This window comes from Bacillus sp. 5B6 (assembly GCF_000259405.1).
GTDB lineage: Bacteria > Bacillota > Bacilli > Bacillales > Bacillaceae > Bacillus > Bacillus velezensis.
Genome location: NZ_AJST01000001.1, coordinates 1,542,417 through 1,557,390 on the forward strand (window position 1 = coordinate 1,542,417; position 14,974 = coordinate 1,557,390).

Consider the following 14,974-nt stretch of genomic DNA (forward strand, 5'->3'; position numbering starts at 1 on the left):
TACAGATGAAATGGAGGCAGCTCTATGAAAAGTGATATGAAGGCAAGCGGGTTACTCAAGCCATCTGTCAGCTATGGAAAATCATTGCGGCTTTCAGCGGATCAGCCGATGACGATTCCTGAAGTCCTGCACAAAACCGCCGCGGCAGCGGGAGATCAAAAGGGCATCACATATATACAGCCTGACGGCACCAAAGTGTACCAGACTTACAGCGGCCTGAAAAAGATCGCTCTTTCGATTGTGAAAGGGCTCCGCCAATCAGGAGTGAAGGCTCAGGATGAAGTCATATTACAGCTCAGTGACAATTCCCAGCTGATTCCTGCTTTTTGGGGCTGTGTTTTTTTAGGAGCGATCCCGGTTCCGCTTGCGGCCGCTCCGGCTTATACAGAAATGAACAGCGGGACGCAAAAACTGAAAGACGCCTGGATGCTGTTGAATCGGCCGTATGTCATCACAAGCCGTGACGTGCTGCCGGAGATGACTGAATGGGCGGAGGAGCAGGAGCTTTCCGGGTTTTGCGCTTTGGCGGCAGAAGATCTCAGTGCGCACGAAATGGATACGGACTGTCATCATCCCCGTCCGGAAGATTTGGCGATGCTGCTTTTGACCTCGGGAAGCACGGGCACGCCGAAAGCCGTGATGCTCAGCCATGAAAACATCGTCTGCATGGTCAAAGGAAATATTCAGATGCAGGGCTATACAAGTGAGGATGTCACGTTTAACTGGATGCCTTTTGACCATGTCGGCGGCATCGGAATGCTTCATCTGCGTGATGTTTATCTCGGATGTGAGGAAATCAACATACCGAGCGAATCCATTTTGATGGACCCTTTAAAATGGCTCGACCTGATTGATCATTACCGCGCTTCGGTTACGTGGGCTCCCAATTTTGCCTTTGGACTGCTTGCCGATTTTGCAGAAGAGATTCAAACGCGGAAATGGGACTTATCTTCCATGCGTTACATGCTGAACGGCGGGGAGGCCGCGGTTGCGAAAGTCGGACGCAGAATTATGGAGCTTTTAGAGCCGCACGGTCTGCCGGCTAATGCCATCCGACCCGCATGGGGAATGTCCGAAACGTCTTCAGGCGTTATTTTCTCAGATGAGTTTACACTGGAAAACACGAGTGACGACGATCGTTTCGTCGAGATCGGTCTGCCGATCCCGGGATTTAATATGAGAATTACGGATGACCGCAATCAAGTGGTGGAAGAAGGAGAAATCGGCCGCTTCCAAGTGTCGGGTCTGACTGTAACGAGCGGATATTATGAGCGCCCGGACTTAAATGAGAGTGTCTTTACAGAAGACGGCTGGTTTGAAACGGGAGATCTCGGATTTCTGCGTGAAGGCCGCCTGACGATAACAGGGCGCACGAAAGATGCCATCATTATTAACGGTGTGAATTATTACAGTCATGCCATTGAATCAGCCGTTGAGGAATTGCCGGAAATTGAAACGTCTTATACAGCGGCATGCGCCGTCCGGCCGAATCAAAGCACGACAGATGAGCTGGCGATTTTCTTTGTGACATCTGTTCCGTTGGATGAGAACCGCATGACGAAGCTTCTTCATCACATTCACCAGCACGTGACACAGAGAATCGGCGTTACCCCTGATTATCTGCTTCCGGTCGCAAAAGAAGACATTCCTAAGACGGCGATCGGGAAAATCCAGCGCACTCAGCTGAAACATTCATTCGAACAAGGGCAATTTGATTCTTTACATAATAGCAGGCAAGAAGGCGGCAATTCAGAAACCGCTTCTGCCGAGAAAGATATTGAACGGGATTTTATCCGTTTTCTGAAAGAGGAACTTTCCATCGCGGATGAGCTCGTTGATCCAAATACGCCGTTTCAAAGTCTTGGCGTCAATTCCATCAAGATGATGAAACTCGCCAGATCAATTGAAAAAACGTATCACATCCGGCTGACGACAAGAGAGCTGCACAAAAACCCGACGATTGGCACTTTAGCGGCTTATACTGCTGAAAAAGCGGCAAACATGTCAGCGGAGCATCATCCCCAAAAAGCCGAACCGCCGGCAGAACGGGAGAGACGGCAAACGGCGCCAGCGCTTTCAGAAGTCCAAAAAGGGCTGTGGACATTGCAGAAAATGTCGCCTGAAACGACTGCATACCATGTCCCGCTCTGTTTCCGATTCACATCCGGAATCGACAAAGAGAAACTGAAACAGGCGTTTCAGCTCGTATTAAAGCAGCATCCGATGCTCAAAAGCGCCGTGAATGAAACAGACGGCGGGTTATATTTCATAGAAGCGGCAGATCCTTTTGTATTCTCGGAAGAAGATATTTCTGACGTCAATGAATCACAAATATCCGCTCTGATACGAAAAAAAGTGAAAGAGCCGTTTGTCAAAGAAGGCGGGCCTTTGCTGCGCGTGCAGCTGCTTTCAAAATCCGCCGAGGAACATTATCTTTTGACGGTCATTCACCACATCGTGTTTGACGGCATTTCATCCATTACATTTATTCACAGTCTGCTGGGTCATTATCAGGCGCTGATGGAGGGAAAAGAAGAGTTTGCGGCCGCTGCTCCCGGCATTCATCCCGATTTCGCGGCTTGGGAAAAGCGGTATTTAGCGGGTGAAGAAAGCAAAACTGCCCGCGCTTACTGGATGAAACAGCTCGGGGGCGATCTGCCTGACCTTCAGCTTCCGCCGACGCGCACGGACAGCAGTGTTCCGGAGTTTACAGAAGATACGATGACACGCCGTCTTCCCGAACGGCTGCTGAATAATATAACGGCGTTTGCCGCATCCCGTTCGATTCATTTGTCTACCGTCATGCTGAGCTGTTACATGGTGCTTTTAAGCAAATATACGGATAAGGAAGATATTGTGACAGGCATGCCTGCAATGGTCAGACCCGAAGAACGCTTTGACGGAGTGGTCGGCCATTTCCTCAACATGCTTCCCATACGGAGCAGAGCCGGACGAAAAGAAACATTTGCTGACTTTGTTCAAAAGGTGCAGGATGCCGTTCTGGACGGACTGGATCACTCATTTTATCCGTTTCCGAAAATGGTGCGTGATGTGCATGCGAACCCCCGGCAGAACGGTTCGCCTGTTTTCAGCAATGCCTTTTTCTATCAGAACTTTCTGCAGCATTCAAGCTATCAATCGATGCTTGATGAATACAAGGAATTCTCCTGTGAGTTTGTAAAAGACATTCATCAGGAGGGGGAATATGATCTTGTATTTGAAATGTGGGAAGAAGCATCGGGCATGGATCTTACGATTAAATACAGCACCGAATTATTCGACGAAGCGGGGGCGGCCAGACTTTTCAGCCAATTTGTACAGGCTGCTGAAGCTTTGACGGCGAATCCGGATACGCCGCTTGAGAACGTTTCTCTCATGACAAAAAGAGAGGAGCACATGATTCTTAAGACTTGGAATGAAACAAGCCGTGAATATCCGGATGCCTGCTTCCATGAATTATTCGAACGTCAGGCGGCAGAAACGCCGGACGCTTGTGCGGTCGTGTATGAACAGCACAAGCTGACGTACCGTGAGCTTGATGAAAAAAGCACGAAGCTGGCGCTCTATTTGCAGGCGCACGGTGCAGGCCCTGATGATCTCATCGGCATTTATACAGACCGATCATTGCATATGGCTGTCGGCCTTCTCGGTATTTTAAAAGCCGGGGGAGCGTATGTGCCCCTTGATCCTTCTTATCCCGCTGACAGATTGGAATATATGATCGCCGACAGCAGGATTTCAATGTGCCTGACGACAGCTGATTTAGAGCACTCTTTGAACTGGGGAGGCGTGCAGACCACTGCCATTGACCGCGATTGGTCTCATATTGAAAGTACAGCCGCGGAAAGAACGTCGCTGAAGCGGTTAGTGACACCTGACGATCTGGCGTATGTCATTTACACGTCGGGCAGCACGGGCAAACCGAAAGGCGTGATGATTCCGCACCGGGCGCTGACCAATTTCTTACTCTCGATGGCGAATGAACCGGGGCTTTCGTCCGAAGATAAACTGCTTGCCGTCACGACATATTGCTTTGACATCGCGGCCCTGGAGCTTTACCTTCCTTTAATCAAAGGAGCGGAGTGCAACATCTGTAAGACAGAAGTCACAAAAGACGCACGGAAGCTGAAAGAGCTGATTCAAGAGTACAAACCGACGATCATGCAGGCGACGCCGTTTACGTGGAAAATGCTCTTTCATTCCGGATGGTCAAATGAAGAACATGTGAAAATCCTTTGCGGCGGAGAGGCGCTTAGCGAACAATTGAAGCAGCAGTTTCTCGATACGAAAAGCGAGGCTTGGAATATGTTCGGGCCGACAGAGACGACAATCTGGTCCGCGGTGCAGCGGATTACGGAAAATGAGAGCGCGCTTACGATCGGGCGCCCGATCGCCAATACCCGCGTGTATATTATGGATTCCGGTCTCAACCCTGTTTTAGAAGGGGTGCCGGGAGAACTTTGTATTGCGGGAGACGGATTGGCAAGAGGGTATTTCAACAAGCCTGAGCTGACAGATAAAGCTTTCGTCAGCCACCGGCTCGAACTGGGATCAAAGCTTTATAAAACAGGCGATATGGCGCGTTTTCTTCCCGGCGGCCGCATTGAATACATGGGACGGATGGATACCCAAGTCAAAATCCGCGGATACCGCATTGAACCCGGAGATATTGAGAGCAGGCTGAATGCCCATCCGGCCGTACAGGAAAGTGTAGTGGTTGTGAACAATCACTCCGGAAATGAAAAGCTTTGCGCGTTTTATATCCGGAAAAACGGAGAGCCGCTTCCGTCTGCAAAGGAATTGCGCAATCATTTGAAGCAAGCGCTGCCGGCCTATATGACGCCAGCTTCGTTTATCCGTCTTGAAGAGCTGCCGCTCACACCGAACGGAAAAGTGGACCGCAAGCTTCTTGCTGCCCGCGATCTGACGGAAAAGCAGCCGGACACACAAACATTTTCATCATCTCATATCCAGCAGGCGGTACTGGCGATTTGGCAGGATGTATTGAAAAGCAAAGATATAGAGCTTGATGACCGCTTTTTTGATGCCGGGGGAGATTCGCTTCTTGCCGTGACTGTCACTGACCGGATGACACAGGAATTGGATTGTGAATTCAGTGTAACGGAGCTGTTTGAATACGCGACGGTAAAAGACATCAGCCGGTATATCGCTGAACAAAAACCGAAAGAAGCCGTTTGGGCTCCTGTACCGCAAAAGAAAGTGAATGCAGAAGACCGGGAACATCCGGCGGGAGAATTTCCCGATTATTACGAGGACAGCCTTGCGGTTATCGGTATATCCTGTGAGTTTCCGGGAGCGAAAGATCATTATGAATTTTGGAATAGCATCAAAGAAGGCAAAGAAAGCATCACCTTCTTTTCAAAAGAGGAGCTCCGCCGGTTCGGTATTTCTGAAGAACTGGCTGATCATCCTGGCTTCGTTCCGGCTAAATCAGTTTTAGAAGGGAAAGAAATGTTTGATCCCGGTTTCTTCGGCTTTTCACCGAAAGATGCGGAATATATGGATCCTCAGCTGAGAATGCTTTTGCTCCATTCATGGAAGGCAATCGAGGATGCGGGATATATCTCCAAAGAAATTCCGGAAACAAGCGTGTATATGTCTGCCAGCACGAACTCTTACCGCAGCCTGCTGCCGGAGGAGACGACAGCACAGCTGGAAACGCCGGATGGCTACGTGTCATGGGTGCTTGCCCAAAGCGGTACGATTCCGACGATGATTTCTCATAAACTCGGGTTGAAAGGGCCGAGCTATTTTGTCCATGCCAACTGCTCATCTTCGTTAATCGGCCTGCATTCGGCTTTTCAAAGCCTGCAGTCCGGCGAAGCCAAGTACGCCCTCGTCGGCGGTGCGACCCTTCATACGGAATCAAGCGCCGGATATGTTCATCAGCCGGGGCTGAACTTTTCAAGCGACGGGCATATTAAAGCGTTTGACGCGGATGCTGACGGAATGATCGGCGGTGAAGGGGCCGGCGCCGTGCTCTTGAAAAAAGCGTCTGATGCCGTTAAGGACGGCGACCATATTTATGCGCTGCTGCGCGGAATCGGCGTCAATAACGACGGAGCGGATAAGGTCGGATTTTATGCGCCGAGCGTCAAAGGACAGGCTGAGGTCATTCAGAAGGTCATTGATCAGACGGGCATCCATCCTGAAACGATCGCGTACGTCGAAGCTCACGGCACGGGAACAAAACTCGGCGATCCGATCGAACTGTCTGCACTTCAATCGGTGTACGGCCGATATACAGATAAAAAACAATACTGCGGCATCGGTTCAGTCAAAACAAATCTCGGGCATTTGGATACAGCGGCCGGAATGGCGGGCTGCATCAAGGTTGTTATGAGCTTATATCATCAGGAAATCGCGCCGAGCATCAATTACAAAGAGCCGAACCCGAATCTTCATTTAGAAGACTCTCCGTTTTACGTAGCGGAAGAAAAGAAAGAGTTAACCCGTGAGAACAGAGCGCACCGCATGGCTTTAAGCTCTTTCGGTCTTGGCGGAACAAACACACACGCGATTTTTGAACAATATCCGGATGCATCCGAAGCAGCAGACGCTGCCGGTCCGTTCATCATTCCGTTGTCTGCCAGAAAAAAAGATCGTCTGAAGGAGTACGCAAAACAGCTGCTGGCTTTTCTGGAAAGAAAAACGGACGCCGACCTTGCTGATCTTGCCTACACGTTCCAAGTCGGAAGGGAAGCGATGGAAGAGCGCGCTGCCTTTATCACAAGCGGCATTGCGGAGCTGAAGCGGCAGCTTGCCGATTTTATCAATGATAAGCCGGCTGTAACAGGCTGCTTCAGAGGAGAAAAACAGCAGGCGAAAGATATTGCCTGGCTTTCTGATGATGATGACAGCGCTGAACTCATTGAGAAATGGCTTGCGAAAGGAAAAGGATCGAGGCTCTGTGAAATGTGGAGTAAAGGTGTCGCCATCAATTGGCACAAGCTTTACAAAGACAAGCATCCGAAACGAATCAGCGTGCCGGTCTACCCGTTTGCAAAGGAGCCGTACTGGCCGAAAAAAGCAGAAAAGAACACATCTGCCGCACACAACGGAGTCTCAGTTTTACACCCGCTCGTGCAGCAAAATACGTCAGATTTGGCCGTTCAGCGGTTCAGCTCACAGTTTACAGGCTCAGAATTTTTCCTGAAGGATCATGTGGTCAGGGAAAAAGCGGTGCTGCCGGGAGCGGCATATTTGGAAATGTCTTATGAAGCGGTAAAACGGGCGCTTGGCGGCTTATTAAAAGACCAAGACAGAATAACGCTCCATCATACCATCTGGATGAAACCGATCGTCGTTCATGAACAAGAGCGCCAGGTCCATATTGCGCTGTTCCCTGAAGAGGACGGCATCATCTCATATGACATTTACAGCGTAAACGCTGACGATGAAGAAGTGCTGCACAGCCAAGGACGGGCCGAAATCATAAAGGCTGAACAAGATCCTGAGACAGACCTTTCTGCCATACAAAACAGATGCACAGCGGACATTCTTGATCCGGCGGCCTTTTATCGGGAAGGCCGGAGCAGGGGGATGTTCCACGGAAAAGCCTTCCAAGGCATTAAGTCCGCCTTTATCGGCGAGAAAGAAGTGCTTTCGGACATACAGCTTCCGGATTCTGTTTCTCACACAAACGGACAATTTACGCTTCATCCGAGCATCATTGATTCGGCTATTCAGACGGCGACGATCTGCATTATGCAGGAGTTTTCCGGACAAAAGCTGATTCTGCCGTTTGCGCTGGAATATCTTGAAGTCATCAAAGCATGCACGCCGACTATGCGGGCGCATGCACGCTTCAGTGAAGGATATCAAACCGGTGATTCCGTGCAGAAAGCCGACATTGACTTGTTCGACGAAACAGGAGCGCTTTGCGTGAAGGTGAGAGGATTCTCCACGAGAGTGCTTGAAGGCGATGCAGAATCGGCTCAGCCGCCATCAGGCTCGGAAAAGGTCTTGTTTGCACCGGTCTGGAAAGAAGCCGCCGCATCCGAGAAAGCCTCTGTCCATGCTGATGAGCATTTGATCATACTTTGTGAAGATGCCGGCCGTATAAAAGATGAAGCGGCAACCGGCCTGAAAGACGCCGAACTGCTGATTGCAGAAGGTGAGGGTGAAACAGCCGCTGAACGCTTCCAAAGCTTTGCGCAGACAATCGCTGAACACATCCGGCAGATCATCAGCGAAAAAAGGCAGGGCCGCATTCTGATTCAGACTGTTATTTCAGCAGACGGCAGCCAGCAATTGTTTGCGGGGTTAACAGGTTTGTTAAAAACAGCCGAGCTGGAATACGGAAAACTTGACTGTCAGCTCATCGAAATGGAATCAATCGGCGAAATGCCGGCTGTCGCTCAAAAACTGAAAAACGACAGTCATCGGCCGCATGATAAACATATCCGTTATAAAGGAGAAAAACGGTATGTGAAGGCTTGGGAAGAAATGCATCCCGCAGGGGGCGGCATCGTCTGGAAGGACGAAGGCGTATATCTGATTACCGGAGGGGCAGGAAGCCTGGGGTTGATGTTCGCAAAAGAAATCGCAGGTCGCGTAAAACATCCGAAAATCATTCTGACCGGCCGCTCAAATCTGACAGAAGCCAAACAGCGTGAGCTTGCTATGCTTCAGCACTCAGGCGCAAATGTCGTCTACAAAAAGCTGAATGCGGCAGACCGGCGGGAAAATGAAGCGCTGATAAAAGAGATTACGGCGGATTTCGGAAAGCTTAACGGAATTATTCACGCTGCGGGAGTGATACAAGACCGCTTCCTGCTGCAAAAAACGAAGGAAGAGTTCAGGGAAGTGCTTGATCCGAAAGTCATCGGAACCGCTTATTTAGATGAAGCCAGCAAAGACTGCAATCTTGACTTTTTCGTATTGTTCTCCAGTGTTTCCGGCGTTCTCGGCAATGTCGGGCAGGCTGATTATGCCGCCGGCAACGCGTTTATGGATGCATACGCCGCTTACAGGCAATCCCTTACGGAGAATGGCCTTCGGCACGGAAAAACGGTCGCCTTTAACTGGACGCTGTGGAAAGATGGCGGGATGCAGGCGGGAGACGAGACGGAGAGAATGATGAAAAAAGCTTTCGGCATGGTTCCGCTTCAAAAGGCGTCAGGCCTGGCTGCATTTTATGAAGGGATGGCTCAGGAAAAGCCGCAGCTTTTAGCAGCCGAAGGACACGCAGCAAAATTAAAACAGTCGTTCCTATCCGTTTCTGAAACTGAAAAGCCGCAGGTGCAGAGTATAGAGCCTGTATCCGCCGTTTCGGGAGACAAATGGCACGGTGCGCTTATCAGATTGGTCAGTTCAATTTTAAAAGTCGGCCAAGACGAGATCGATATTGATACGGACCTGAGTGAATACGGTTTTGATTCCGTATCGTTTACCGTCTTTACGAATCAATTAAATGAAGCGTATCAGCTGGAGCTGGCGCCGACGATCTTCTTCGAACACGGGACGATCCGCAGTTTAGCAGAGTATTTGACGGATGAGGCAGAAGCCGGCCTTCCATCTCAGCCGGAAGAAAAACACGATGCAGAAGAATCCCTTCAAACGCTTCACACCGCTTTGACAGCCATGGTAAGCGGCATTTTAAAAGTTGACCGTGAGGACGTTGAGACAGATACGGAATTGAGTGAATACGGTTTTGATTCCGTATCGTTTACCGTCTTTACGAATCAATTAAATGAAGCGTATCAGCTGGAGCTGGCGCCGACGATTTTCTTTGAGTACGGAACGATCAGCGGTCTCGCCGGATATTTGGCAAAAGAGCATCCGGGCCGTTTCGGCGAAAAGAAGAAAGAGTCTCCGAAAAAAGCGCAGCCAAAAGCCCAAAAACCGAAAATGCAGCGGAAAAAGCGCTTCGCAACGGTAATGAACGCCGCGGCAGCGACACAAAAGCCGCGCCGCTTGGACCCGGTTGCCATTGTCGGAATCAGCGGCCGATTCCCGGGTGCAAAGGATATAGAGGAATTTTGGCGCAATTTGAAAGAAGGAAAGGATTCGATCACAACCATTCCGAAAGAACGCTGGGATTGGCAAGCGTTTGATGGCGACCCGAATCTTGAAGGGAACAAAACGAATATCAAGTGGGGCGGCTTTATTGACGGAATAGCTGAATTTGATCCGCTGTTCTTTGGGATTTCACCGCGGGAAGCCCAATATTTAGATCCGCAGCAGCGGCTGTTATTGACTTATGCATGGCGGGCGATAGAAGATGCGGGCTGTAAGCCGGAAAGCCTTTCCGGCACAAATACGGGCGTCTTTATCGGCACCGGAAATACCGGTTATAAAGATTTGTTCACAAGGGCAGGTCTTGCGCCGGAAGGACATGCGGCGACAGGCAGCATGATTCCTTCCATAGGTCCGAACCGTTTGAGCTATTTGTTAAATCTTCACGGGCCGAGCGAGCCGATTGAAACGGCATGTTCAAGCTCGCTTGTGGCGATTCACCGGGCGGTATCCGCTATAGAAAACGGAGAATGCGACATGGCGATTGCCGGGGGAATCAATACGATTCTGACGGAAGAAGCGCATATCAGCTACAGCAAAGCAGGCATGCTCAGTAAAGACGGAAAATGCAAAACCTTCTCCAAAGATGCCAACGGGTATGTCAGAGGAGAAGGCGCGGGAATTCTGATGCTGAAGAAACTGACAGATGCAGAACGTGACGGCAATCCGATTTACGGCGTGATCCGCGGTACGGCTGAAAACCACGGCGGCCGGGCGAATACGTTAACCTCGCCGAATCCGAAACTGCAGGCTGATTTATTGGTGAAAGCATACCGGAAAGCGGGAGTGGACCCGAGCACCGTCACGTATATTGAAGCGCACGGTACAGGAACGGAATTGGGCGACCCGATTGAAATAAACGGTCTGAAAGCGGCGTTTCACGAGCTGGCGAAAACAAATCAAGAGCCTGAAGTCTCCGGTCACCGCTGCGGCATCGGTTCGGTCAAAAGCAATATCGGCCATTTAGAGCTTGCCGCGGGGGTATCAGGCGTGATGAAAGTGCTTTTGCAAATGAAGCACAAAACGCTGGTGAAAAGCCTGCATTGCGAGACGATCAATCCGTACATTCAGCTCGATGACAGTCCTTTCTACATCGTGCGGGAAAATCAGGAATGGACGGCAGCAAAAGATAGAAACGGAAATGCCATTCCGCGCCGGGCCGGGGTCAGCTCGTTTGGCATCGGCGGGGTCAACGCCCATATCATCATTGAAGAGTATGTCCCGAAAGCAGCCGCTCAGCCTGAGCACAGCCCGGAAAATCCGGCAATCATCCTTTTGTCCGCCAAATCAAAAGAAAAACTGTTTGAACAGGCGCAGCAGCTGCAAAAAGCGATCCGTCAAACGCCGTATACAGATCAAGACTTGGCTGGCGTCGCTTATACGCTGCAAACCGGAAGGGACGAAATGGAAGAGCGCTTGGCCATTCTTGCAGCGACGATGGCGGAATTGGAAACAAAGCTGGAAGCATTTACGAAAAATGAGAAAAACATCGCCGGGCTGTATACCGGCCAGTCTCACCGCAATAAAGATACGTTTGCCTTGTTCACGGCAGATGAAGATATGGACATCGTCATTGACGCCTGGATTAAAAAAGGCAAATTCGCCAAGCTGGCAGAGGTATGGGTGAAAGGCGGCGTATTGAATTGGAACCGGCTGTATGAAAAGGGTACGCCGCGTTTACTCAGTCTTCCGTCTTATCCGTTCGCAAAAGACACATATTGGGTGCCTGAGAATCCTGACAAAAAGAAGGTCCATACAGAGGAACGGATGAAACGTATTTTGACGAAACAATGGGAACTGAGCCCGCTCGAACTGCGTGAACCGTGCGCACGTTCCGTTGCGATTTTGACAGGCGGGGACACGATCAATCTCGCAGAAGAGATCGCAGCGCATATGCCGAATCACCGTATCATCACATCATCAGACCTTACCGGTGAATATGACTGGCAGGCGTTTGACGGAGTCATCGACCTCCTCGGCGCTGCGAAAGAAGATTCTCAAGACATGGCCGGAATCAAATGGCTTCAGCAATTGATTGAGCATGGGCATAAAGAAGGGATGACACTGCTTTGTGTCACGAAAGACCTTGAGTCATTAAATAAAGAGGCCAATCAAACAACAGGAGCAAAACGGGCCGGTCTGTACAGAATGCTGGCATGCGAGTACGGTCACCTGTCTTCAAGGCATCTCGACCTTGAAGGAGCGCTTTCGGATGACGAACTGGCGAAGCAGATTGCCGATGAGTTTCATGCCCGCACTGATGACGCGGAAGTTTGCCGGAGGGACGGCTTGCGCTACCGCGCTGTATTAAGCGGATCAGAAAATATGAATATGCAAGGCGAGAGAATTGATTTTCCGGACAACCATGTGCTTCTGATCACCGGGGGGACGAGGGGGATCGGTCTTTTATGCGCACGCCATTTTGCCGAACATTACGGAGTGAAAAAACTGGTGCTTACAGGCCGTGAGACCCTTCCGCCGCGAAGTGAGTGGACGGGCGGACTGAATGGGGTGACGGCTTCTGTAAAAGCGAAAATTGAAGCTGTTCTCGACTTGGAATCCAAAGGTGTACAAGTGAAGGTTTTGTCAGTCCCGTTAGCTGATGAAGCCGGGCTGAGACAGGAACTGAGTCAGATAAAACAGACGCTCGGACCTATCGGCGGCGTGATTCACTGCGCGGGTGTGACCGATAAAGAGACGCTCGCATTCATCAGAAAAACCGATGAAGACATACAGCGCGTGCTCGAGCCGAAAGTAGACGGGCTTCAGGCGTTATACAGTGTGCTCAGCGAAGAGCCGCTGAAGTTTTTCGTCTTGTTCTCTTCCGTGTCAGCTGCGATACCGGCGCTTTCGGCAGGACAGGCCGACTATGCCATGGCCAATGCGTATATGGACTATTTTGCAAACTCATACAAAGAGCAGCTGCCGATCGTAAGCATTCAGTGGCCGAACTGGAAAGAAACGGGAATGGGCGAAGTAACGAACAAAGCTTATAAAGAGAGCGGGCTATACAGCATCACGAATGCAGAAGGATTACAGCTCCTTGACGGAATACTTCTTGAATCAGCAAGGGGCCCGGTGCTGCCGGCCGTTCTGAATCCTAAGCTGTGGAAGCCGGAGCGATTCCTGCGGCGGAGCAGGCAGGATCAGCCAATGAGTCCGGCTATGGTAAAACCGGCGGAAAAAACCGCTTATGCTGCCGCAGACAACGCTCAATTAACAAGGAAAACAGAAGAATGGCTGAAAGAATTATTTTCTGAAGAGCTGCGGATTGACCAGGACCAGCTTGAGACAGACGTATTATTCCAAGATTACGGAGTGGATTCCATTATTCTTGCTCAGCTTCTGCAGCGGATCAATCGGAATCTCTCGGCATCGCTTGACCCGTCCATTCTGTATGAATATCCGACGATTCAATCTTTCGCAAATTGGCTTCTCGAAGGATATACAGAAGTTTTGTCAGAACGGTTTGATTTGGCGGCGGAGCCTGTTAAGAAGAAGCCGGCGGAGCCGGTGATTGAAACACAAGCCGTTAAGGTGCAAGAAGAGGCGGCCGGAAAACAGATTCACCGGGAAGATATCGCGGTCGTCGGCATGTCCTGCCGGTTTCCGGGGGCGGCTTCCTTAGAGGCGTACTGGTCGCTTTTGGCTGAAGGCCGTTCGGCTATCGGTCCTGTTCCGGCTGAGCGATGGGGTTTGAAGACGCCTTATTACGCGGGGGTGCTTGATGGAATTCATCAATTTGATCCGGACTTCTTTTTACTGGCTGAAGAAGATGTAAAGGCAATGGACCCTCAAGCTTTGGCCGCTCTGGAAGAATGCCTTAACCTATGGTTTCACGCTGGCTATACGCCGGATGAGATAAAGGGAGAAGCAATAGGTGTGTATCTCGGCGGACGCAGCCGTCACAGACCGGGTGAAGAGAAACTGCTGGACGCGAAAAACCCGATCGTCGCGCTGGGTCAGAATTATTTGGCCGCCAATCTCTCTCAATATTTTGATATGCGCGGCCCGAGCGTTGTCCTCGATACAGCTTGTTCTTCTGCTTTAGTCGGAATGAATATGGCCGTGCAGGCTCTTGTAACAGGAGAAATAAAAGCGGCCGTCGTCGGCGGGGTGAGCCTGTTTGAATCAGAGGAAACCCATAAATTATTTGAACAGCGCGGCATATTAAGTAAAGCGCAGTCGTTCCATGTATTTGACGAACGCGCCGATGGAGTCGTGCTGGGCGAGGGTGTCGGAATGGTTCTTTTAAAAACTGTGTCGCAGGCGATTGAAGACGGAGATTCTATTTATGCCGTAGTGAAGGCGGCATCCGTCAATAATGACGGAAGAACGGCAGGCCCGGCTACGCCGAGTCTGGAAGCGCAAAAATCCGTCATGAAGACGGCTCTTGAAAAAAGCGGAAAACAGCCGGAAGACATTACTCATATTGAAGCGAACGGTTCAGGCACGGTCGTGACGGATCTGTTAGAACTGAAGGCCATTCAATCCGTCTACCGTTCAAAAGACGCCGGCCCGCTCGGAATCGGATCTGTGAAACCGAACATCGGGCACCCGCTTTGCGCGGAAGGAATTGCAAGTTTCATAAAAGTTGTGCTTATGCTGAAAGAAAAGAGCTTTATCCCGTTTTTATCAGGCGAGCATGAAAACACACATTTTGATAGAGAAAAGGCCAATATTCAGTTCAGCCGCACTCTGGCAGACTGGCCGTCACCAATGCCGGCGGCAGGAATTAACTGCTTTGCCGACGGCGGAACAAACGCCCACGTCATTGTGGAAGCGTGGCAGGAAGACGAAGGGCGCCGAATCAAGCGCCATCCTTTAACACCGCCTGCATTAAATAAGCGGCTGATTTCGCCGGACAGCAAAGAAGAAACGAACGAAAAAGCTGCGGCAAACATCTGGGATACCTATGAAGTGGAGGTTTAAC

1 protein-coding gene is annotated in these 14,974 nt (G+C 50.5%); it reads left to right on the plus strand.

Going from position 1 to position 14,974, the window contains the following annotated elements:
* The first annotated feature begins 24 nt into the window (after window positions 1-24).
* Complete coding sequence (locus MY7_RS07490) at window positions 25-14,973, plus strand: non-ribosomal peptide synthetase (RefSeq protein WP_007611567.1); 14,949 nt, start codon at window positions 25-27, stop codon at window positions 14,971-14,973.
* Window position 14,974: the final 1 nt, after the last annotated feature.